At 69.8% G+C, this 22,218-nt stretch carries 16 protein-coding genes; 8 read left to right on the top strand and 8 right to left on the bottom strand.

Annotated features, from left to right (window positions below; translation table 11 throughout):
- Window positions 1-4: 4 nt before the first annotated feature.
- Window positions 5-553: a TetR/AcrR family transcriptional regulator gene (locus ACIO52_RS30110; protein WP_402648643.1), complete on the bottom strand. Its 549-nt coding sequence runs from the start codon at window positions 551-553 to the stop codon at window positions 5-7.
- A 199-nt stretch (window positions 554-752) separates the two neighbouring features.
- Between ACIO52_RS30110 and ACIO52_RS30105 the strand changes: the two genes are divergently transcribed.
- From ACIO52_RS30105 to ACIO52_RS30090, 4 genes are all read left to right on the top strand, one after another.
- Complete coding sequence (locus tag ACIO52_RS30105) at window positions 753-1,991, top strand: cytochrome P450 (RefSeq protein WP_402648640.1); 1,239 nt, start codon at window positions 753-755, stop codon at window positions 1,989-1,991.
- 259 nt (window positions 1,992-2,250) lie between these two features.
- Entirely contained in the window at window positions 2,251-3,075 is an 825-nt protein-coding gene (locus ACIO52_RS30100; RefSeq protein WP_402648637.1) for an N-acetylmuramoyl-L-alanine amidase, read from the top strand.
- A 421-nt stretch (window positions 3,076-3,496) separates the two neighbouring features.
- Window positions 3,497-4,297 (top strand): carbohydrate-binding protein, encoded by an 801-nt coding sequence (locus ACIO52_RS30095; protein ID WP_402648634.1) that lies wholly within the window; start codon window positions 3,497-3,499, stop codon window positions 4,295-4,297.
- A gap of 120 nt (window positions 4,298-4,417) precedes the next feature.
- Window positions 4,418-4,810, top strand: a complete 393-nt coding sequence (locus ACIO52_RS30090; protein ID WP_342801366.1) for a hypothetical protein — start codon at window positions 4,418-4,420, stop codon at window positions 4,808-4,810.
- Between the two features lie 56 nt (window positions 4,811-4,866).
- Here the strand turns inward: ACIO52_RS30090 and ACIO52_RS30085 are convergent, their stop codons facing one another.
- Window positions 4,867-7,446: an ATP-dependent Clp protease ATP-binding subunit gene (locus ACIO52_RS30085; RefSeq protein WP_402648630.1), complete on the bottom strand. Its 2,580-nt coding sequence runs from the start codon at window positions 7,444-7,446 to the stop codon at window positions 4,867-4,869.
- 313 nt (window positions 7,447-7,759) lie between these two features.
- Between ACIO52_RS30085 and ACIO52_RS30080 the strand changes: the two genes are divergently transcribed.
- Window positions 7,760-9,826, top strand: coding sequence for an AMP-binding protein (locus ACIO52_RS30080; protein ID WP_218717413.1), 2,067 nt, complete (start codon window positions 7,760-7,762; stop codon window positions 9,824-9,826).
- On the opposite strand, the gene ACIO52_RS30075 is transcribed toward ACIO52_RS30080, so the two are convergent.
- The 4 genes from ACIO52_RS30075 to pruA form a co-directional block, all read right to left on the bottom strand.
- Window positions 9,809-10,417, bottom strand: a complete 609-nt coding sequence (locus ACIO52_RS30075; RefSeq protein WP_402648627.1) for a TetR/AcrR family transcriptional regulator — start codon at window positions 10,415-10,417, stop codon at window positions 9,809-9,811. The genes ACIO52_RS30080 and ACIO52_RS30075 overlap by 18 nt on opposite strands.
- 34 nt (window positions 10,418-10,451) lie before the next feature.
- Complete coding sequence (locus ACIO52_RS30070) at window positions 10,452-11,879, bottom strand: amino acid permease (protein WP_218717415.1); 1,428 nt, start codon at window positions 11,877-11,879, stop codon at window positions 10,452-10,454.
- A gap of 151 nt (window positions 11,880-12,030) precedes the next feature.
- On the bottom strand, window positions 12,031-12,993 hold the full coding sequence (locus ACIO52_RS30065) for a proline dehydrogenase family protein (protein WP_316574618.1): 963 nt from the start codon (window positions 12,991-12,993) through the stop codon (window positions 12,031-12,033).
- Complete coding sequence (gene pruA / locus ACIO52_RS30060; protein ID WP_218717417.1) at window positions 12,993-14,645, bottom strand: L-glutamate gamma-semialdehyde dehydrogenase; 1,653 nt, start codon at window positions 14,643-14,645, stop codon at window positions 12,993-12,995. Before pruA ends, ACIO52_RS30065 begins: the two co-directional genes overlap by 1 nt.
- A 134-nt stretch (window positions 14,646-14,779) precedes the next feature.
- Here pruA and ACIO52_RS30055 point away from each other — a divergent pair, with 134 nt between their 5' ends.
- A complete protein-coding gene (locus ACIO52_RS30055; protein ID WP_402648623.1) occupies window positions 14,780-16,402 on the top strand; it encodes a PucR family transcriptional regulator in 1,623 nt (540 codons plus the stop codon).
- Between the two features lie 81 nt (window positions 16,403-16,483).
- Window positions 16,484-18,526 (top strand): alkyl sulfatase dimerization domain-containing protein, encoded by a 2,043-nt coding sequence (locus tag ACIO52_RS30050; RefSeq protein WP_308248417.1) that lies wholly within the window; start codon window positions 16,484-16,486, stop codon window positions 18,524-18,526.
- Between the two features lie 3 nt (window positions 18,527-18,529).
- On the opposite strand, the gene ACIO52_RS30045 is transcribed toward ACIO52_RS30050, so the two are convergent.
- Both ACIO52_RS30045 and ACIO52_RS30040 read right to left on the bottom strand, forming a co-directional pair.
- Window positions 18,530-18,976 carry a cupin domain-containing protein gene (locus ACIO52_RS30045; protein WP_308248418.1) on the bottom strand — a complete coding sequence of 149 codons (447 nt, stop codon included), beginning with the start codon at window positions 18,974-18,976 and terminating at the stop codon, window positions 18,530-18,532.
- A gap of 63 nt (window positions 18,977-19,039) precedes the next feature.
- Window positions 19,040-19,840 (bottom strand): VOC family protein, encoded by an 801-nt coding sequence (locus ACIO52_RS30040; RefSeq protein WP_218717419.1) that lies wholly within the window; start codon window positions 19,838-19,840, stop codon window positions 19,040-19,042.
- A gap of 254 nt (window positions 19,841-20,094) precedes the next feature.
- Here ACIO52_RS30040 and ACIO52_RS30035 point away from each other — a divergent pair, with 254 nt between their 5' ends.
- Window positions 20,095-22,134 (top strand): CocE/NonD family hydrolase, encoded by a 2,040-nt coding sequence (locus tag ACIO52_RS30035; protein WP_316574624.1) that lies wholly within the window; start codon window positions 20,095-20,097, stop codon window positions 22,132-22,134.
- The last annotated feature ends 84 nt before the right edge of the window (window positions 22,135-22,218 follow it).

Below are 22,218 nucleotides of genomic sequence, written 5' to 3'. Positions count from 1 at the left end.
GCGCTCAGCGCGGGCGCAGGGCCGGGCCGACGAACCGTTCGACGAGCTGACGTTCGGCCGCGGCGTCGGGCAGCGGCCAGGTGAGCAGCGAGAGCACGACCCGCACGATCCAGCCCGCCGCCGCGTCGTCGGGGGCGATGCGGGTGAGCGCGGTCGCGATCCGGCCCAGCTCCGGTGCGTCGGCGAGGAATTCGTCGGTGTCGGGGGAGCGGTGCCGGACCAGCCACTGCCGCAGCACGGGATCGGCGCGGATCGCCGCCACGGCCGCCAGGATCGCCTCGACCGGACGTCGTCGGGCGGGCACCTGGTCGACCGCCGCCTCGACCCGGCCGGCGACGGTGCCCGCCGCCCGGACCATGACCGCGCGGACCAGGCGTGGCTTGCCGCCGACATGGCGATACATCGTCGCGCGTGAGCACCCCGCCGCGGCGGCGATGTCGTCGGCGGTGACGTCGTCGATGCCGCGTTCGAGGAACAGCTTGAGCGCGGCCCGCTCGATCCGGTCGATCGCCACGGCGCGGCGTTCGCCGCCCGCCAGCCAGTCGGTGGTCATCCCGGTCTCCTTCGCTGTCTCGAGGTGAGACGGTTTTGCCACTTTGTCTACCTCAGCTCGCGCAGGAAGAAGGACCCTTTCGTGTATCGGGTGAACCCCTGTTCTCCGCATCCTCCGTCTCACCCTGAGACGGATGTTGACCTCCTCATCACCCCGGGGAACCGTGAGCGCGACAACCTGATCAGGAAAGGCGGCGACGATGACCACGGACCTCGGGGCGATCGATCTGTTCGACGCGGCAGTACTCGACGACCCCTACCCGCTCTACGACGCGCTGCGCGAGCACGCCCCGGTCCACCGGGTGCCCGGCACCGACTTCTACCTCGTCGCATCGTGGGCCGCCGTCACCGAAGCGACCGCGCGGACCCAGGACTTCTCCTCCCATCTGACGGCCGTGTTGGTCGCCCAGCCGGGCGCGGCGCCGCTCACCTTCGACCTCGACGCCACCGGCGCGGGCGTGCACGTGCTCGCGACCGCGGACGGCGCGGTGCATGCCGCGCACCGCAGCGTCGTCGGCCCCGCCTTGGTCAAGCGGGTCCGGACGCTGGGGCCCGTGGTCACCGACCTCACCGAACAGCTCTGGACGGAAGAACTCGACGGCGACCGGATCGATTGGGCCACCGGCATCGCCGACCGGCTGCCGCTGGCGCTGATCGCCGACCTCGGCGGCTTCCCGCGCGCCGATGTGCCGCGGCTGCTGGCATGGGCCTACGACTCCACCGAGATGCTGGGCGGCGTGGTCGCCGAGGGCCGGATGACCGAGCTGGTCACCTCGGCCGCCGCACTGGCCCACTACGCCTACCTGGCGGTGACCGCGGCCATCGCGCGGGCCGGCAGGCAGCGGGCGCCGCAGACACTGGTCGACGTGCTCGCCGCGGCCGTGGCGGCGGGCCGGATCGACGAGCAGCAGGCGGTGCTGATCGTGGTCCAGCTGATCGGGGCGGGGGGCGAGTCCACCGCGGGACTGATCGCCTCGGCGGCCCGGCTGCTGGCGACCGACCTCGACCTGCAGGACACGCTGCGCGAGCGTCCCGAGCTGGTGCCGGCCTTCCTGGACGAGGCACTGCGCGTGGAGTCGCCCTTCCGCGGTCACCACCGGCACGTGACGGCCGACACCGAACTGGCCGGGGTGGCGCTGCCGGCGGGCAGTCACCTGCTGTTGCTGTGGGGTGCGGCCAATCGGGATCCGGCGATGTTCGACGCACCGGACATCGTCGATCTGGCCCGGCCACGCGGTCGAGCGCACGCGGCCTTCGGCGCGGGCGCGCACTTCTGTATCGGGTCGGCGTTGGCCCGACTCGAGGCGACCGCCGCGCTCACCTTGCTGCTCGAGCGCACCGCGAGGTTCACCCTCGTCGAGGATGCGCCGCCCCGATGGGTGCCGAGTCTGTTCGTCCGGCGGCACGCGAGTCTGCCGATGCGGGTGGTCGTGCGCTGATCGACCGGCCGTGCGGATCGACCGGCCGCGCGGATCGGGCGATCCCGCGGCGGCCTCGCGCCGGACCACATGACTGCCCGACACGAGGTCCCGGGTGCGGGGTAGTGGCCGGCGGAAGGGCACCACGCAGGGTGTCGGGAGTGGCGGACGGGCGCGACGCCGGGTGCCCCGTGCCGGCGGCGGGGTGCCCTGCGGCGCAGAGCGGACGCTCTGACGGGTGTCCGGCGACCCGCGATGCCGCGTGTGGCACCGTGGCGGGGTGCGCACCACGCTGCTCCTGCCCGTCTGCCTGCTTCCGGCTACCGTGCTGTTCGCCGGATGTGCCACCACCCCGGCGTCTGCGCCCGCTCCCGTGGCGGTCGAATCCTTGACGAAAACCGGCCCTGCCCAGGCGATCCCGTCCGCGTCACCGGTGTCGTCGGTGGCGCCGCCGGTGGCGGGCCGCACCGTCGTCCTCGATCCCGGACACAACGGCGGCAATGCCGCGCACCTCGAACAGATCACCGCGCAGGTGCCCGACGGCCGCGGCGGCGCCAAGGCCTGCAACACGACCGGCACCGCCGCGGCGAGCGGATACACCGAGCACGAGTTCACCTGGGACGTCACCCAGCGGGTGCGCGAGGCCCTGAGCGCGCGCGGCGTGCGGGTGATCCTGACCCGCGACGACGACACCGGCGTCGGCCCGTGCGTCGACCGGCGCGCGGCGATCGGCAACGACGCGATGGCCGACGCGGTGGTCTCCATCCACGCCGACGGCAATACCGGCGCGGACGCGCACGGCTTCCACATCGCCTATGCCGACCCGCCGCTGAATCCGGTCCAGGCCGAGGCGGGCGTGCGGCTGGCGACGGCCCTGCGAGACGCGATGGTGGACGGCGGCGCGGTGCCCGCAACCTATGTCGGCTCCGCCGGACTCGACCCGCGCGCCGACCTGGCCGGTCTCAACCTCGCGCAACGCCCGTCCGCCCTGGTCGAATGCGGCAACATGCGCTCCGGCATCGACGCCGAACTCATCGAGACGCCGGCGGGCCGGGCCCGCTACGCCGAGCTCATCGCCGCCGGGATCGTGGCCTTCCTCGGCTGAGCGACACAGCCCGCCGGACGAATTTCGAGGAGTCGCGCAACGTTCGCCGGGCTCGCCGCCCAGCGGTGCCGCCGACTCCCGGTAAGCATCCTTGTTGCCAACTCGATGGCATTTCGGCAACTTCCGGCAAACCTGCCGGAAGTCCAGAACTGGGCTGATAACCGGATGATTGCCGGATGTGCGAACCGGTCGGTCCTGATCGGTGATTATTCGCTGTCTTCGCATCGAGTGTGTCGCGGAGTCGAATACCCGTGAGTAGTCGCTTTTTTCGCTATTGGCGATGGTTGACGAGTGATCTTCCTCGCCCTACTGTCCCTGTCACGGTTCGATATCGAAGTGTTCGTGACATCGCTCGAATGGTTTCCCGGACGGCACGCCGGCCCCTGCCGTCCTCCGTGTGCGTTTCCTAGGAGTATTGACAGTGCGAAGCCGAATTCTGTCCATCGCCGGAGCCATTGTCCTGGCACCCCTCACCACCCTGCTGGTTCCCACCGCGAACGCGAATGCCCACGGCTGGGTCACCGGCCCGGCCAGTAGGCAGGAACAATGTGCCCGCGGATCGGTGTCCTGCGGTGCGGTGAAATACGAACCGCAGAGTGTCGAGGGTCCGAAAGGGCTGAAAAATTGCAGTGCGAACAAATATCCCGAACTCGACGACGACAGTCTCGGCTGTGTTCCGCAGAAGGTCTCCGGACGCGCCACCTTCACCTGGAAGAACACCGCCAACCATCGCACCCTGAATTGGGAGTACTTCATCGGCACTACGCGCATCGCGGTGATCGACGGACGCAACGAACAGCCGCCGATGGAGGTGAGCCACACCATCGACCTGTCGAACTATTCCGGCCGCCAGAAATTGCGCGCGGTCTGGAATATCGGTGATACCGCGGCCGCCTTCTACAGCTGCGTCGACCTCGAAATCGGCGGCGGCGGAACACCGACGACCGCACCGAAACCGACCACCACCACGACACCGTCCACGACGACATCGCCGACCAGCACGACCAAGCCGTCGGCCACCACGACACCGCCCGCCACCACCACCCACCAGCACCCGACCACCACGGCCCCGGCCGTGTCCGGGTGGCGCCAGGGCTCCACCTACGCGATCGGCGACAAAGTCACCTACCAGGGCGTCACCTACAGCTGCCGACAGGCCCATACCGTGCACGACCCGAATTGGACGCCGCCGAACACTCCCGCCCTCTGGTCGCGCGTGTAGTGGACCGGGCCGGGAAACGTTTCGTGTGTTCTCCCACCATCGGTCGCGCGATGGGGTGAGGATTGACCTCGACTCGTCGGCCTCGCGTTCGGCCGGCCCCGCAGCACAAGGACGTGAGATATGAGTGACAGGAAATTCGCCTTCGCCATCGCGGCCACCGGGACGGCGTTGCTGGCCATGACGGTCGGCTCCCCGTCCGCCTCCGCGGCGGTCTCGCAATTGACGGTCGACCCCGGACTCAGCGTCGGGATGGCAACCAACTACGGCACCGGGTGCACCCATCACCTGGTCGCCCGGCTCAGCGTCGACCTCGAACCTGTCTCCTTCTACGACAACGGCACTCTGCTGGCCGTGGTCGTCCCGCTCGACGGCACCGCCAGCATCGACTGGATCCCGTCCAGCAGCGGTCCACACAGTCTGGCGGCGTTGCAGGGCGGGATCGGCCGCGGCGCCGACGTCCGCGTCGGCAAGGGCTACCGCTTCGGTGAATCCTGCGTGGTCACCGGCGGCTGACCCGCGGCGAACGACGATGGCCCGGTCCGCGCGGACCGGGCCATCGTCGTTCGCCGCTACTTCTTCGAGGAGGCGAGCTTCTTGTCCTCGCCCTTCTTCGCCGACTTCTTGGCGGGCTTCTTCGCCTGCGACTTCGGCGCGGACCCGTTGGTGTCGGCGGTGTTCGCCGCCGCCTGGGCGGTGACGACCAGGTCGTCGTCGGCGGTGTCGACCTGCACGGTGGCGCCCGGGTCGAGGCCGCCGTCGAGCAGCAGCCGCGAGATCCGGTTGTCGAGTTCCTTCTGAACCGTGCGGCGCAACGGCCGGGCACCGAACTCGGGCTGGAATCCGCGTTCGCCGAGCCAGTCCACCGCCGAGTCGCTGATCTCGAGCCCGATGTCCTGCGCCGCCAGCATGCGCCGGGTCTTGTCCAGGATCAGGTTCACGATCCGTTCCAGCTGCGTCTTGTCGAGGCGATGGAACACGATCTGCTCGTCGATGCGGTTGAGGAACTCGGGCCGGAAGTGCTGGCGCAGGCGCTCTTCCAGCTCGGGCACGATCGAGTCCAGATCGCCCTCGGGTGCCTTCAGGATCAGATCGGAGCCGATATTTGAGGTCATGATCACGATGGTGTTCTTGAAATCGACGGTGCGGCCCTTGGAATCGGTGACCCGGCCGTCGTCGAGCAGCTGCAACAGCACATTGAACACATCGGGGTGCGCCTTCTCGACCTCGTCGAACAGGATCACCGAGTACGGCTGCCTGCGCACCTTGTCGGTGAGCTGGGCAGCGTCGTCGTAGCCGACGTATCCGGGTGGGGCGCCGACGAGCCGGGAGACGGTGTGCTTCTCCTGGAACTCGCTCATGTCGAAGCGGATCAGCCGGTCCTCGTCACCGAAGACGGCCTCCGCCAACGCTTTCGCCAGTTCGGTCTTGCCGACACCGGTCGGGCCGAGGAACAGGAACGAGCCGATCGGGCGGTTCGGATCCTTGAGCCCGGCCCTGGCCCGGCGCACCGCCTCGGCCACCGCGACGATCGCCTCGTCCTGCCCGATGACTCGCTTGTGCAGCACGTCCTCGAGCTGGAGAAGGCGCTGCTTCTCCTCGGCGGTCAGGTCGGCGACCGGGATGCCGGTCTGCCGCGAGATCACCTCGGCGATGTCGACGACCTGGACCTCGGGCTCGCCGGATCGCACGCCGGACTCCTCGAGTTCCTCTTCCTTGGCCGCGATATCGGCCTTGATGGCGTTGGCCTTCTCGTAGTCCTCGTTGTCGACGGCGGCGTCCTTCTCCCGGTACAGCCGCGCGATCTCCTCGTCTCTGGCCTTCGCCTCCGGATCGGGGGTGCCCGAGCGCAACCGGACCCGCGCGCCTGCCTGATCGATCAGGTCGATCGCCTTGTCGGGCATGAACCGGTCGGTGATGTAGCGATCCGAGAGCTGGGCCGCCGCGATGAGCGAGTCGTCGGAGTAGCGCACCTGGTGGTGCTCCTCGTAGACGTCGGCCAGGCCGCGCAGGATCTCGATGGTGTCCTCGACCGAGGGCTCCGAGACCATCACGGGCTGGAACCGCCGTTCGAGTGCGGCGTCCTTCTCGATGTACTTGCGGTACTCGTCGATCGTGGTCGCGCCGACGACGTGCAGTTCCCCGCGGGCGAGCGCGGGCTTGAGCAGATTGCCCGCGTCCATCGAGCCCTCCCCGCCGCCACCGGCGCCGACGATGGTGTGCAGTTCGTCGATGAAGACGATCAGCTCGTCCTTGTGCGCGCGGACCTCGTCGAGGATCTTGGTCAGCCGCTCCTCGAACTCGCCGCGATACTTGCTGCCCGCCACCAGCGTGCCGACGTCGAGCGCGATGACGCGGCGGTCGGTGAGGGTCGATGGCACGTCGTTGTTGACGATCCGCTGCGCCAGACCCTCCACGATGGCGGTCTTGCCGACACCGGGATCACCGATCAGCACCGGGTTGTTCTTGCGCCGCCGCGACAGGATCTCGATCGTCTGCTCGATCTCCTCGGCCCGCCCGACCACCGGGTCGACCAAACCCTCGCGGGCCTCCGCGGTCAGATCACGGCCGTACTCGTCCAGGGTCGGCGTGTCGGTCTTCTGCTGCCGCTTGGCCGGTGCGCCCGTGGTGGCCGGACCCGAGGAAGTGCCGCTCTGGGTGGCGGCGATGCCCGCCATCAGCGACTGGGCGGCGACGGAGTCGGGCAGCGAGGCAATGCCGAGCAGGATGTGCTCGGGCCCGATGTAGCTGCTGCCGGACTGGGCGGCCTGGCGTTGAGCGGCGCGCAGCGCCATCTTCGTGCCGGGACTGAGGGTGATGTCGGAGAGGTCGTTTTCGCTGGGCGAGCCGGTGTCGAGGAAGTCCTGCATCTGCTCGGCAACCTGGTCGGGGTCGAGGCTGAGCTCGGCGACGATGCTGCGGCCCGGCTCGGCTTCGGTGGCGGCGTAGAGCAGATGCTCCGGGGTGATCTCGGTATTGCCCCACTCCTGGGCGGCCTCGCGCGCCGATCCGATGAGCAACTTGGCGTTGTCGGTCATCAGTCTGCCCAGGTCGATGCGCTGCACGGGGGGTTTGGCCGACATCCCGGGGCCGAAGAATCGCTGGAAGATGTCGTCGAAGGAGTTCATCGAACCTGGCCAGCTCGCTGTCATATCCACACCTCTTCGCTCGTCGTGCCGCGCGGGGCGGCGACTTCTGCAGATCGGGTCGGTACTGCTAGCAATACTTCGGCATCCCCGGGTGGGGTGCAAGCGATTGGACAGTTTCACATCTACAACGTCGTGACGTGTGGCGCGCAAACCAAAGTCCGGCGGAAGCGGTCCGAAACCACCGGTTTTGTCTGATTCTGGATCGAGGAGCGGCACGGACGGGTAGCGTGACGACCCGCGCCGCGGTATCGACCGCGGCGCCCAGATTTGCCCGCCGACCGACTGGTCGAACAGGCCGACGGGAAGAGCACGGAGTTTGGTCACCGACGTCATCGATGTCTCCGCGGATTTCACGATCGCGCGTCAATCACTGTGGGACGTACTGCTGGACCCACAGAGCTACCCACGAATGTTCACCGGCATCGGCAGTTGCGAACGGGTCGAGCGACCCGACGGCTCGGTGGTCTGGCAGGTCCGGGTCGGCTCGGCCGCCGCGGGCATCCAGACCCACGAGTTCGTGCTCGAGATCGGACGCTGGTACGAGAGTTTCGAACTGCGTAGCTCCGCGCTGGGCAGCTTCGCCGCGATCCGCCTGCGCGGAGACGAGCAGCGCACCCGCCTCGACATCACCCTGTTCGCCGCGGCCAGGGTGCACCCGATGCTGGACGCGCGCAGCAATTCCGTGGTCACCGACTGGGTGAAGGCGGGTCTGCGCCGGACCGCCGACATCATCGCGGGCACCAGATCCTCGATCGTGATCAACGCCGAGCGCTCGGTGCTGCGCCGCAATACCGGAGTGGTCCGCAGCATCGCGGCCACCGGCCTGATGCGTCCTGAGCCCGTCTCGATCGTGAAACAGCTTCGCTCCCTGGCGAAGTGGGGCTTCAACCTGGCCGGTGGCTACGCCGCGGGCGCGGCGCACACCCCGACGCGGCTCGCGTTGATCGACCCGCACGGCACCCGCACCTTCGCCGAGGTCGACGCGCGCTCCACCGCGCTGGCCGGGGCGATGTACTCCCTGGGCCTGCGGGCCGGCGACGCCATCGGCCTGCTGTCGCGCAATCACGCGGGCATGGTCGAAACCATGGTCGCGGCGGGCAAACTCGGCGTCGACGTGGCGCTGCTCAACGCCGGGCTGTCGGGCCGGCGGATCGAGGAGATCGTGCAGCGGCACCGGCTCAGCGCGGTCTACGTCGACGGGCCGCTGGAGACCCTGATCCGCTACCTGCACAGCGACGTACCCCGGTTCACCACCGACGACCAACCGCCGGACCCGGAACGCACGACCATCGACGGTCTGATCGCGTTGGCGCAGAACGACTTTCCGGTGCCCGCCCACCCCGGACGGCTGATCGTGCTCACCTCGGGCACCAGCGGCTCGCCCAAGGGCGCGCGCCGCCCGCACCCCAAGGGCTTCGGCACCATCGCGGCGCTGCTGTCGCGGATTCCGATGCGGGTCGAGGAGGTCGTCCTCATCCCGGCGCCGCTGTTCCACACCTGGGGGCTGGCCGGATTGCAGCTCAGCACGGCGCTGCGCGCGACCGTGGTGCTCACCGACGGGTTCGACGCGCTCGCCTGCCTGCGCGCGATCGTCGCGCACCGGATCACCACGCTGATCGTCGTCCCGACCATGGTCGAGCGGCTGCTCGACGTGCCCGACGAGGTCCGCGCGAGCTTCGACCTGTCGAGCCTGCGCCACGTCGTCAGTTGCGGCGCGCCCCTGGCCGGGGCCACCGTGCTGCGCTTCCTGGACACCTTCGGTGACGTGCTCTACAACGTGTACGGCTCGACGGAGGTGTCCTGGGCCAGCGTCGCCACCCCCGCCGACCTGCGGGTCTCGCCGACCACCGCCGGTCGCCCGCCGCTGGGCACCCGGGTGGCGGTGCTCGGTCCCGACCTGCGACCGGTGCCGGTCGGGGCAACCGGGCACATCTTCGTCGCCAACCACATGCTCTTCGACGGCTATGTCAACGCCGCGCCGCCGGAGGAGGCCGATGGGATGCTCGACACCGGCGACCTCGGCTACCTCGACGCGGCGGGCCGGTTGTTCGTCGCGGGCCGCGACGACGAGATGATCATCTCCGGCGGCGAGAACGTCTTCCCCCGCCCGGTGGAGGAGGCGCTGGCCCATCTGCCGCAGATCACCGAGGTGGCCGTAGTCGGCGTGCCGGATCGGGAGTTCGGGCAACGGCTGGCCGCGTTCGTGGTGAAACGCGAAGGGGCGGGTCTGGATTCGGACATGGTGCGGACCTACATCCGCAACCGGCTCAGCCGCTTCTCGGTCCCGCGCGATGTCACCTTCCTGTCCGCGCTGCCGCGCGGGGAGACCGGCAAGATCCTCAAACGGGTGCTGGTGCGCCCGGAGTCAGCCCTGAGCGAGTAGCCGCCGCACCGCCCGCTCGATCGCGGCCGCGGTCTGCTCGCGAGACAGGCCGCGCCGATCGCGCAGATGGTGGTGGGCGGGCCAGGCCAGCGCGCCGTCGACCAGGTCGAGCAGCTGATCGTCACCGGCCAGCTCGGGGGCGAACAGCGCCGCCAGGGTGTCGCGGATACGCTCGTCGGTGCGGCGCATCCGCGCGTCGATCGCGGGCACCGAGCGGGACTCCTGCAGGCCGGGCAGCCGCGGCGAGCGCTGCAGCTCGAAGATCGCCGCGCTCTGCCGGACCGCCAGCGTGATCCGATCATCCAGCGGCAGTGTGGGATCGGGGGTGATCAGGCACGCCTCCACCGTCGCCGACTGGCGCTCGACCGCGGCGACGAGCAGGGCCTCGCGATCGGCGAAGTGCACGAAGATGCTGCGCTCGGAGGTGCCCGCCCTGGTCGCGATCGCGCGGGTGGTCGGCGCGAAGTCGCCGTCGATGAGCGCGGCGAGCAGTCCGTCGATGATGGCCTCGCGGGTCTTCTCCGGATCGCGCCGCCGCGGCGGGCGCGCCGTACGCTCGCCCGCCGCCGCGACTTCGTGCCCTGAACTCATCGGCCCATCACAGCACAGACCGCCCGGACCCGGGCTATGCGCTCGGCGGGACCGCCGTCCGGTTCATCACCGAATGCGTGCGCGAGTAGCCGAAATAGACGACCAGACCCACCATCAGCCACACCAGGAACCGCACCCACGTCTCCCACGGCAGCGAGTAGATCAGGTACGCCGAGAACCCGATGCCGACCAGCGGGATCACCGGCATCAACGGCAGCCGGAACGAGCGCGGCGCGTCGGGCCTGGTGCGCCGCAACACGATCACCGCGACGCACACCACGATGAAGGCCATCAGGATGCCGATGTTGGTGAGCTCGGCGACGGTGTTGATCGGCAGCACGCCGGCCAGGATCGCCGCGCCGACACCGACGATCCAGGTGACCCTGGTCGGGACCTTGCGGGTCGGATGGGTCTTGGCGAACCACGCGGGCAGCAGGCCGTCGCGGCTCATCGCGAACCACACCCGGGTGACACCGAGCATGAACGTCAGCACCACGGTCACGATGCCCACGATCGCGCCCACCGCGATGATGTTGGCGACACCCGGCATCCCGACCGACTCGAACGCGGTGGAGAAGCCGCTGGTCGGGCTGATCTCGGTGTACTTCTGCATACCGGTGAGCACCAGCGTGGCCAGCACGTAGAGCACCATGGCGATGGCGAGGGAGTAGATGATCGCCTTGGGCAGGTGTTTGCGTCCGTCCACCGATTCCTCGGCGGCGGTACTCATCGCGTCGTAGCCGAACACCGCGAAGAACACCGTCGCCGCGCCCGTCCACACCGCGCCGGTCCCGAACGGGAAGTACGGGTCGTAGTTGGCGCTGTCGATGTGGAACACGCCCAGCGCCACGATGAGCACGACCAGCGCGACCTTGATGCCGACCGCGATCGTCTCGAACCGGCCGACGCTGCCGATCCCGCGCGAGAGCACCCACGCGGTGCCCAGGCAGAACAGCACGGCGAACAGGTCGACGACCCGTCCCTCGCCGGTATCGGGCGCGCCGAGCATCCATTCGGGCAGGGTCAGGCCGACCTGGTCGAGCAGGAACCCGAAGTAGCCGGACACGCCGATCGCGACCACCGCCGCCACGGCGATGTACTCGAGCAGCAGATCCCAGCCGATGAACCAGCCCGCCAGCTCACCGAGCGAGACGTAGCCGTAGGTATAGGCCGACCCCGCCTTGGGCACCATGCCCGCGAACTCGGCGTAGCACAGCGCCGCCGCCGCGCTGGCCACACCGGCGATCAAGAACGAGATCAGCACCGCCGGACCGGTGACCGAGTGGGCGACCGAACCAGCCAGGGTGAAGATGCCCGCGCCGATGATGCCGCCGACGCCGATCGCCGTCAGCTGCCACAGGCCGAGCGATTTGGCGAGCCGTTCGTCGCTCGGGATCTCGTCCTCGACGTCGACGAGGGGTTTACGGCGCAGCATCTGGGCGCGCAACTGTGCGAAAGACATTCGCGTTCCTTCCGTCGGCGCACACCGCCGCGTCGCGATGTACGAGCCGACCTCCTGCCGGGAGGCTCAGCTGAGTACACCGCCACGTCGGGGCCGCGGGCGCCGAGAGTGAATATTGTTCAGCGGTGGTGCCCGAAGGGACAGCCGGTCGTCACCCGCGCCCGCCGACCAGCGCGCGCAGGAAGAACCCCAGGTTGGCCGGCCGTTCGGCCAGCCTGCGCATGAAATATCCGTACCACTGGTCACCGTAGGGGACATAGACGCGAACGTGGTTGCCCGCGGCGGCGAGTCGCTGCTGTTCGTCGGCGCGGATGCCGAACAGCATCTGGTACTCGTACTCCTCGGTCTTGCGTTGCGCCGACTGCACCGCCACCCCGGCCGCCGCGATTACCGCCGGATCGTGCGAGGCGATCATCGGGTACCCGCCGCCCGCGGTCAGGATCGCCAGGCAGCGCAGATAGGACGCGTCGACCTCGGCGCGGTCGCGGAAGGCGACCGACTCGGGTTCGTCGTAGGCGCCCTTGCACAACCGGATGCGCGAGCCGGGACCCGCCAGCGCGCGGCAGTCGTCCTCGGTGCGGCGCAGGTAGGCCTGCAGGACGGTGCCCAGCCACGGGTAGTCGGCGCGCAGCTCGCGCACGATCTCGAGCGTCGAGTCGGTGGTGGTGTGGTCCTCGGCGTCGACGGTGACCCACAGTCCCGCGGCCTCGGCGGCCGCGCAGATCTGGCGGGCGTGGTCGCGGGCGATCGCGTGACCGTCGCGGGGGAGGGCCTGACCCAGCGCGGACAGCTTCACCGAGACCTCCAGTGGCCGAACGGCGCCCGCCGCGACCTCGGCCTGGGAAAGCCGGCCGAGCGCGGCGATGAGGGTCCGGTACTGCGCGACGGTCGATTCCGCGCTCGCCAGGTCGGTGGTGTCCTCGCCCAGATAGTCGACGCTGACGAAGCGGCCGGAGCGCAGCAGTGTTTCGGCCGCGCGCACCGCCTGGTCGGTGGTGGTGCCCGCGACGAAACGGGCGACCACGGCCCGGCTGACCGGCAGTCGGGTGACGGCGCGTTCCAGCCGGGGTGAACGGGCGGCGGCGAGCAGGGTCGAGCGCAGGAGGGCGGACATCAGCGGACCTCCGGGTCGGGTGCCTGATGGGGATAGCGGTGCTCGGTCGGCGGGGTGAAGGTCTCCTTGATGGTGCGTGCCGAGGTCCAGCGCAGCAGGTTCTGCGCCGAGCCCGCCTTGTCGTTGGTGCCCGAGGCGCGTCCGCCGCCGAAGGGCTGCTGGCCGACGACCGCGCCGGACGGTTTGTCGTTGATGTAGAAATTGCCCGCGGCGAAGGTGAGCCGCTCGGTGGCCGCGGTGATCGCGGCGCGGTCCTCGGCGATGATCGACCCGGTCAGCCCGTAGGCGCTGCCGCGATCGACGAGGTCCATGGCCGCGGCGAAGCCGTCGGGGGTGCGGTCGTCGTAGACGTGCACGGCCAGGATCGGGCCGAAGTATTCGGTGTGGAAGATCTCGTCGGCGGGATCGTCGCCCACGACGACGGTCGGCTCGACGAACCAGCCGACGCTGTCGTCGCTGTGGCCACCGGCCACCACGGTCAGCCCCGGTGTCGCCTTGGCCCGCTCGAGAGCGGCGGCGTTGCGTTCGAAGGCGCGCCGGTCGATCAGCGCCCCACCGAAATTCGTGAAGTCGGTGACGTCGCCGTAGCGCAGCGCCGTCGTGCGTTCGATCAGATCCTCCGACATCGCCGCCCACACCGAGCGCGGGACGAACGCGCGCGACGCGGCCGAGCACTTCTGGCCCTGATAGTCGAACGCGCCGCGCAGCAGCGCCGTGGTGAGCACGGCGGGGTCCGCCGAGGAATGGGCCAGCACGAAGTCCTTACCGCCGGTCTCGCCGACCAGGCGCGGGTAGCTGCGGTACCGGTCGATGCGCTGCGCCACCTCGCGCCACAGGTGCTGGAAGGTGGCTGTCGACCCGGTGAAATGCACGCCCGCCAGCCGCGGATCGGCGAGCACGACCTCGGAGATCTCCGGTCCCGCGCCGTGGACGAGGTTGATCACCCCGGCGGGCAGTCCCGCGGCCTCGAGCAGGCGCAGGGTCAGGTAGGCGGCCACAGCCTGGGAACGGGCCGGCTTCCACACCACGGTGTTGCCCATGAGCGCGGGCGCGGTCGGCAGATTGCCCGCGATGGCGGTGAAATTGAACGGCGTGACCGCGTAGACGAAACCCTCCAGCGACCGGTACTGCATCCGGTTCCACACCCCGGGCGCCGAGATCGGCTGTTCGGCCAGGATCTGGCGGGCGAAGGAGACGTTGAAGCGCCAGAAGTCGACCAGCTCGCACGGCGCGTCGATCTCGGCCTGATAGGCGGACTTGGACTGGCCGAGCATGGTCGCGGCCGAGATCCGCTCGCGCCACGGTCCGGCCAGCAGGTCCGCCGCGCGCAGGAAGATCGCGGCCCGGTCGTCGAACGACATCGCCTGCCAGGCCGGTGCCGCGGCGTCGGCCGCCTCGACCGCGGCGGCGGCCTCGGCGGCGGTCGCGTCGTGCAGGGTGCCGAGCACGGCGGTGTGCCGGTGCGGCTGGACGACCTCGAAACTCGGGCCGTCGCCGCGCAGGTGACGGCCACCGATCACGTGCTGGATCTCGGTGGGTGTCGCGGACAGGTCGGCGAGTGCGGTACGCAGCCGGGCGCGCTCCGGGGTCCCCGGGGCGAAGGTGCCGACCGGCTCGTTGACCGGCGGCGGAGTGGTCGCGATGGCGTCCATGAAGGCGGCTCCTGCGTCGAGTAGGGGCGGGATGTGACGTAGTCAACACCGATGGGGAGGCGGCATAATCAGCTGATCGGACGAAGAACCCGACCGATGTTCGTCCGATCGGACAAAGCAACGGGAGGTTCGTGATGCCGGAGGACGCCACCACCCTGGGTGAGCTGCTCGCCGCCCTCGACCACACCGTCGCCACCCTCGTCGCCGCGCCGGCGGGGGAGTCGGTCCCGCTGCGCTCGGTCGCGCTCGCCGAACCCGCCGATCTGCCCGACCAGCTCGACACCGAGGGCCCGCTGCCGGAGGTGTATCTGCTCGTGGGCGTCGACGCCGAGGCCATGGTGCGATGGCTGCGCGGGGTGGGTGCCCGCGATCCCGGCCAGCGCCCGCGCGTACTGATGACCAAGAGCGCCAACGACTCGCCCGCCGTGCGGGCCGCGGCGTCGACGGCGGGCATCGCCCTGGTGCATGTGCACCGGCAGGCACGCTGGGACCAGGTGTTCGCGCTGGTACGCCGGATGCTGGCCCGCTCGCCCGGCCAGCGCGCCGCGGCCGACGACCACGACCTGCTCGCCCCCGACACCGACCTGTTCGGGCTCGCGCAGGTGGTCGCCAGGGAGACCGGCGGGATGGTCTCCATCGAGGACCCGCACTCACACGTGCTGGCCTACTCCGCCTCCGACGCCTCCGCCGATCAACTGCGTATCCGGTCCATCCTCGGCCGCGAAGGACCCGGCGACTACCTGCGGATCCTGCGCGAATGGGGTGTGTTCGACCGGGTGCGGCGCAGCGACGAGGTCGTCGACGTGCCCGAACATCCCGAGCTCGACATCCGGCGCAGGCTGGTGGTCGGCATCCGGCGCGGCACACCCCCGCGGATGCTCGGCACCATCTGGCTGCAACAGGGTCACCGCCCGCTGCGCCCCGATGCCGCCCAGGTGCTGCGCGGCGCGTCGGCGGTCGCGGCGCGGATCATCGCGCGCGGACTGGACGCGCCCTCGACCGAGGCCCTGCTGGTGCGCAGGCTCTTCGGCGCGCACGGTGACGGCGTGGACGTCCCGTCCGTGGCGGCCGCGCTGCACCTGCCGACCACCGGCCCCGCCGCGGTGATCGGCTTCGCGCCGGTCGGCCCGGGCGCCGACCTGGCCGCCTCCAGCGCCCTGATCCGCTTGCACGCCAGTGCTTTTCGCGACGACTCGGTGACCGAGGCGATCGATGACCGGGTGTATGTGCTGCTGCCGTCGTATCACTCCGAGCGCAGCGTCGGCTCCTGGCTGCGCAAGCTCGTCGAGCAGCTCGAACAGGCGCGCGGGCTGGTGGTGCGCGCGGCCGTCGCGGCTCCGGTGGCCGGGCTGACGGCGGTCGCGAGCGCCCGCGCCGAAGTCGATCGGGTCCTGGACAGCCCGGCCGCCGCGGCGTCGGGCAGTCGGGTCGCCACGCTGGCCGAGGCCAGGACGGCGGTGCTGCTGGCCGAGATCGTGGGGCTGGTCCGGGACCGCCCACACCTGCACGATCCCCGGCTGAGCGCGCTCGACGCCTACGACCGCGAACACGCCGCCGAACTGCGCCGCTCGGTACTGGCCTACCTGCGGGCACACGGCGAGGTCAGCGCCGCGGCCGCCGTGCTGCGCGTGCATCCGAACACGCTGCGGTACCGGTTGCGCCGAGCCGAGTCCGTGCTCGGCATCGACCTGGCCGATCCCGCCGACCGGTTGCTGCTCGAGATCCAGCTGGCCGCGGTGCCGATCGCCGCGCCCTAACTCGGCTATTGCAGTTATGCTGCAATAGCGACGCCTGGTCGCACCGCCGCGGCGGGACGTGAGCACCTGAGTGAGGTTGTCGTGGTGGACGGGACGAATACCCAGCGGTTCGAGGTGTCGCGCCGCGGCATGCTCGGCGTCGGAGCCGGGACGGCCGCCGCGCTGGCTGTCGGCCTGACCGTCACCAGCTGCGGCGACGACACCGGCGCGATCACACCGTCGAGGACGCAGACGGACCCGACCGAGGCCGTCGCGGACGCCAATCGCGCGCTGGCCGACAATCTGCCCTTCGGCGACACTGCCGATTTCGCCGATGCCGATCGGGGCTGGATCGCCTCCCTCGAGCCGGGCAAGATCACCGACGCCTCGGGAAAGGTGGTGTGGGACACCGACTCCTACGACTTTCTGGCCGGTGCCTGTCCGCGATCGGTGAATCCGAGCCTGTGGCGGCAATCCCAGCTCACCGTGAAACAGGGACTCTACGAGATCGCGCCCGGCTTCTATCAGATCCGCGGCTTCGACCTATCGAACATGACGCTGATCGAGGGCGACACCGGGGTCGTCGTCATCGACCCGCTCGTGTCCGCCGAAACCGCGGCCGCGGGGCTGGCGCTGTATCGCGAGCATCGGGGTGACCGGCCGGTGACCGGTCTGATCTACTCGCACTCCCATGTCGACCACTTCGGCGGCAGCTACGGGGTCCTCGCCCCGCAGGATGTCGCGGCGGGCCGCTGCCCGGTGCTCGCGCCTGTCGGCTTCCTGGAACACGCGGTCGCCGAGAACATCTACACCGGCACCGCGATGGCCCGCCGCGCCGCCTACATGTACGGCGCCGCGCTGCCGCGCGGGCCGAAAGGCCAGGTCGGCTCGGGTCTCGGGCAGACCACTTCGACCGGCACGGTCAGCCTGATCCCGCCCACGCTCGACATCACCCGCACCGACCAGGTCGAGACGGTCGACGGCGTGCGGATGGTCTTCCAGCTCACGCCGGGCACCGAGGCGCCGGCGGAGATGAACATCTACTTCCCCGACCGTCGCATCCTGTGCATGGCCGAGAACGCCACGCACACCATGCACAACATCGTCACCCTGCGCGGCGCGCTGGTCCGCGACCCCCACGTCTGGGCGAAATACCTGACGGAGTCGATCAACCGGTACGGTCGCCGGGCCGAGCTGGTGTTCTCCTCTCATCACTGGCCGATCTGGGGCACCGACCGGATCGTCGAGTTCCTGTCGCTGCAACGCGATCTCTACGCCTACCTCAACGACCAGACGCTGCGGTTGCTGAACAAGGGCTACGTCGGCGCCGAGATCGCCGAGATGATGACGATGCCGCCCGCGCTCACCGCCACCTGGTCCACGCACGGCTACTACGGCTCGATCAGCCACAATGTCAAAGCCGTCTATCAGCGCTACATGGGCTGGTTCGACGGCAACCCCGCCCACCTCTGGGAGCATCCGCCGGTGGACAACGCCCGCCGCCACGTCGAGGCGATGGGCGGGATCGCCGCGGTGTTGCAGCAGGCGCAGCGGGCCTACGACGCCGCCGACTTCCGCTGGGCGGTGCAGTTGCTGAACTACGCGATCTTCGCCGAGCCGGGCAACGACACCGCGAAAGCGTTGCAGGCGAGTGCTTTCGAACAGCTCGCCTACGGCGCGGAGAACGCCACCTGGCGCAACTTCTACCTCAGCGGTGCCCATGAACTACGCCACGGCGCCTTCGGCACCCCGACCGCGGCGAACTCGGCGGCGCTGGCGGCGGCACTGAGCGTGGAGCAGGTGTTCGACGCGATGGCCCTGCGCATCGACGGGCCCAAGGCTTGGGACGTGAAGCTCACCAGCGACTGGCGGATCAGCGACGAGGGCAACCGGATCCACCGCGTGGAATTGCGCAACGGCGTGCTCGTGCACTACGACCGGTTCCCCGGCGACGAGCTGCCCGCGCCGGAGGCCACCCTCACCCTGACACGGCCCGTGCTGATCCGCAGCCTGGCCGGCGGCGGCGATCTGAAGAAGGCAGTGCTCAGCGGTGACATCGTCGTCGAGGGCGATGTCACCGCGCTGACGAAGCTGCCCGGCCTGATCGACAAGCCGGACCCGAACTTCGCCATCGTGACGCCCTAGCCGCTACCGCTTGGCGTAGTCGGCGACGCCCTGCCAATCGAGCATCACGCAGGCTTCGTCACCGACCACCCAGGCGTCGTGGCCGGGCGGCACCAGCATCAGGTCGCCCGGCCCGAACTCCTGCTGTTCGCCGTCGTCCATCACCACCACCATGCGCCCGGACAGGCAGTAGCCCATGTGCGGCGCCTGGCAACTGTCGGTCCCGGCGATCGGTTTGACGTGTAGTGACCACCGCCAGCCCGGTTCGAACACGGCGCGGCCCACCGGTCCGCTGTCGAGATTCACGAGATCGAGCCGGCCTTTGTCCTGCTCGAAGGGCCGGGTTTCCTCGGGTGCGTCGAAATTCTTGCGGGTCAGGGCGGACATCATCGGCTCCTGTGTTGTCGAAGGTGGCCGAGGAGTCGTGTCCACCAGGGCGCGTCCACGCGCTCGGCCCGCGACGGCAGCCACCGCACAGCTCATCGTTCGCCGATAGGGGACTATGCGCAAGCGAACGGCAGTGCGGATTCGCCGTCAGGCGCCGGTGGGGACCTCGCCCACGGCCTCGGCCGGATCGATGACGCCGAACACCTCGCCCTGGGGCGCCTGCAGGATGCCCATCCGCCCGAACGGGCTGTCGTCGGGGCCCATGATCACCGAGGCGCCCAGTTCGGTGGCCTTGGCCAGCGCGGCGTCGGCGCCGTCGACCTGGATCCAGGTGAGCCAGTAGGTCGGCGTGCCAAGCGCGGACGCGTCCATCATCCCGCCGATGGTGTGGGTCTGGCCGGGCAGCGCGAAGGTGGAGTAGACGAAGTTCTCGCCGTCGCCGATCTCGGTGTAGTGCCAGCCGAAGACGGCGTTGTAGAAGTCGTGGGCCCGGTCGTAGCCGCCGGTGTGCAGTTCGTTCCAGCAGTAGGCGCCGTGCTGGTTGTAGACGCCGGCGCCGGTGTGCGCCTTCGCCTCCCAGACACCGAACACCCCGCCGGTCGGATCGGCGCCGATGAACATGCGGCCCACGTCGAGCACGTCGAACGGGGGCATGAACACCTGGCCGCCCGCCTTGCTCACCTTCTCGGCGATCTCGTCGGCGCGCTCGGCCGCGAAGTAGGTGGTCCAGGCCGAGGGCATCGGCATGCCGTCGGGCTTCGGGCCGATGCCGGCGGCGGGCCTGCCGTCCAGTGTCGCCATCAGGTAACCGCCCGCATCGGCGGGCCCGTCCTGGATGTCCCAGCCGAACAGGGCACTGTAGAAGTCACGGGCGGCGGTGGTGTCGTCGACCTGACAGTCGATCCAGCAGGGCGTGCCCTGCGGCCAAGCTTCGTCACGTGTCGGCATTGTCGAACGTCCTTCCTCGGTGATGGATGGAAGCCGGCCGGAACCGCGCCGGCGGGTGCCAGTCAACCATCAGCCTCCGACAGTCGTGCGACCCGCACAGCGCGCTGAACTGGAACAACGGGTATTCACTGCGACAGTCCGAGCGGGCCGACGCTCGGCTCGCCAGGTCGTTACCCCTGTTACAGTTTCCGCGCTCGATCGTGTGGTGGCTAGGTCAACAGTGGAGACGAACGAACCGGTCGGGGAGCGACGCAATGGCAGTGAGAGGTTCCGAACGTGGGTTCGTCCGGATGCTCGTGACGATCCTCGCGGTGATGCTCGTGCTCGGATGCGGCGGCGGACCGGCGGCGGGTGACCCGGCCGAACCGCCCGCGGCCCGGTGGACGGCCCTGCACGACGGGCCGGGCGCCTATCCCGAGGTGCGAGTGGAGCGCGGCGTGCGGATCACCATGAGCGACGGCGTCGTGCTCAAAGCCGACGTCTACCGGCCGGCGAACGCCGCGGGTGAGATCGAGCAGCAGCCGCTGCCGACGATCGTCAGCCTCACGCCCTACTCGAAACTGATGACCGGCCTGATCGAATCCGCCGCCGCCATCCCGGGCCTGCAGGCCACGGCGGTCGACATCGTGCGCAGGCTGAACCTGTCGGCCACGCCGATCAGCGGGTTCGGCGACCTGATGCAGGCACTCGACGGCGGCATGATCCAGACCATGCTCGGCGTCGACCGCAAGCTCATCGGCAGCGGGTACACCGTCGTCGTCGCCGACGTGCGCGGAACCGGCCTGTCGCAAGGCAAATGGGACACCCTCGGCGCCCGCGAACAGCTCGACACCCGAGAGGTGATCGACTGGGCGGCCCGCCAGCCGTGGTCGAACGGGCGGATCGGGATGAGCGGCGGCTCCTATTCCGGCATCAATCAGCTGCGCGCGGCCGAGAACGCCCCCGCCGCGCTGCAGGCGATCTTCCCTGTGGAACCGGGCAGCGACCTGATGCGCGACGTGGTCGCCCCCGGCGGCGGCGTCGGCACCACCTTCCTGCCGCTGTGGCTGAACTCGGTCAACCAGCTCAAACTCGTGCCCGATGTCGCCTCGATGGCCGACGGCACCTTCGACTGGACCTGGTTCCACGATCGCCTCGCCGACCCGACCACCAATTTCGACCTGCTCGCCCAGTCCCTGCTCACCCCCTCGCTGTCGAATATGCCGCCCGCGCTCGACGGCGCCCTCGACGACACCTCCGCGTTCCGCGAGGCGATCATGGGGCATCCCGAGCAGGTCACCGTGCCGACCTTCGTCTACGGCGGCTGGCACGACATCTTCGCCAACAGCGCGACCAAACTCTACGAGCAGATCCCGCTGCCCGCCGGGCGCAAACAGCTCGTCGTCGGCGACACCTATCACGCCAATCCCGGTGCGGGGACCGGTGTTCCGGGCGCACCGCCGCGTCTGGACGTCTTGCAGCGGGCCTGGTTCGACAAGTGGCTCAAGGACATCGACAGCGGCGTGGACACCTTCGGGCCGGTCACGGTCAAGCAGCAGGGCGGTAGCTGGATCACGCTGCCGGAGTTCCCGATGCCCGGTGTCACCCACCGTCGCGTCTATCTCTCGGCCGCGCCCAGCGGCAGTACCGAGGACAGCCTCCACGACGGATCGTTGAGTGCCACCGGGCCGACGACGACCGAAAACCTCACCGTCGCACCCGGTCTGAGCACGATCTGCTCGCGCGACGCGGCGCAGGGCTCGGCCGGGATGGCCGCCGCGCTGGACACCTGCGCGAAGGACTCCCGGATCGCCGAACGCAACGGGCTCACCTTCACCAGCGCCCCGCTCACCGAGCAGACGGTGATCTCCGGTCCGATCAATGTGCGGCTCAACACCGTGCACGACACGACCGACGGCTTCTGGAATGTCACCGTCAACGACGTATCGCCCGACGGCACCTCGACGGTGCTGACCACCGGTCAGCTCACCACATCGATGCGCGCGATCGACGAACGGCGCAGTGCCCGCTCGGTCAACGGCGACCTCACCGCGCCGTTCAATCCGCTCACCGTCGACGATCTGCTGCCCGTGGTGCCCGGCGCGCCCACCGACCTCGACGTCGCCGTCATCCCGACGCAGGCGGTCCTGGCGCCGGGGCATCGGCTGCGCATCGATGTCTACGCGGGCAACGCGCCCAAAGCGCTGCCGTTCCGGCCGATGCTGAACGCGAGCGGCATGGAACCCCAGCACCTGCGTCTGGATCCGGCCGCGCCGAGCTTCGTCAACCTGCCCACCGACCGCCCGATTCCCTGAAACGGCGCACGGATCGACCGCCGGTCCGGCGTTTCCCGAACCCGGTCGCGGCGGGGTGTGTGAGCCTGTAGGGCAGTGGCTCGG

The sequence above is a fragment of the Nocardia sp. NPDC087230 genome (genome assembly GCF_044744725.1).
Taxonomy (GTDB): Bacteria; Actinomycetota; Actinomycetes; order Mycobacteriales; family Mycobacteriaceae; genus Nocardia; species Nocardia canadensis.
This window is presented reverse-complemented; position numbering and strand designations above follow the sequence as displayed.

What these genes read in the sequence shown, in the direction of transcription:
- ACIO52_RS30110 (WP_402648643.1), bottom strand. Translation starts at nt 553, where the DNA reads ATGACCACCGACTGGCTGGCGGGCGGCGAACGCCGCGCCGTGGCGATC.
- ACIO52_RS30105 (WP_402648640.1), top strand. Translation starts at nt 753, where the DNA reads ATGACCACGGACCTCGGGGCGATCGATCTGTTCGACGCGGCAGTACTC.
- ACIO52_RS30090 (WP_342801366.1), top strand. Translation starts at nt 4,418, where the DNA reads ATGAGTGACAGGAAATTCGCCTTCGCCATCGCGGCCACCGGGACGGCG.
- ACIO52_RS30085 (WP_402648630.1), bottom strand. Translation starts at nt 7,446, where the DNA reads ATGACAGCGAGCTGGCCAGGTTCGATGAACTCCTTCGACGACATCTTC.
- ACIO52_RS30075 (WP_402648627.1), bottom strand. Translation starts at nt 10,417, where the DNA reads ATGAGTTCAGGGCACGAAGTCGCGGCGGCGGGCGAGCGTACGGCGCGC.
- ACIO52_RS30070 (WP_218717415.1), bottom strand. Translation starts at nt 11,879, where the DNA reads ATGTCTTTCGCACAGTTGCGCGCCCAGATGCTGCGCCGTAAACCCCTC.
- ACIO52_RS30065 (WP_316574618.1), bottom strand. Translation starts at nt 12,993, where the DNA reads ATGTCCGCCCTCCTGCGCTCGACCCTGCTCGCCGCCGCCCGTTCACCC.
- pruA (WP_218717417.1), bottom strand. Translation starts at nt 14,645, where the DNA reads ATGGACGCCATCGCGACCACTCCGCCGCCGGTCAACGAGCCGGTCGGC.
- ACIO52_RS30055 (WP_402648623.1), top strand. Translation starts at nt 14,780, where the DNA reads ATGCCGGAGGACGCCACCACCCTGGGTGAGCTGCTCGCCGCCCTCGAC.
- ACIO52_RS30040 (WP_218717419.1), bottom strand. Translation starts at nt 19,840, where the DNA reads ATGCCGACACGTGACGAAGCTTGGCCGCAGGGCACGCCCTGCTGGATC.
- ACIO52_RS30035 (WP_316574624.1), top strand. Translation starts at nt 20,095, where the DNA reads ATGGCAGTGAGAGGTTCCGAACGTGGGTTCGTCCGGATGCTCGTGACG.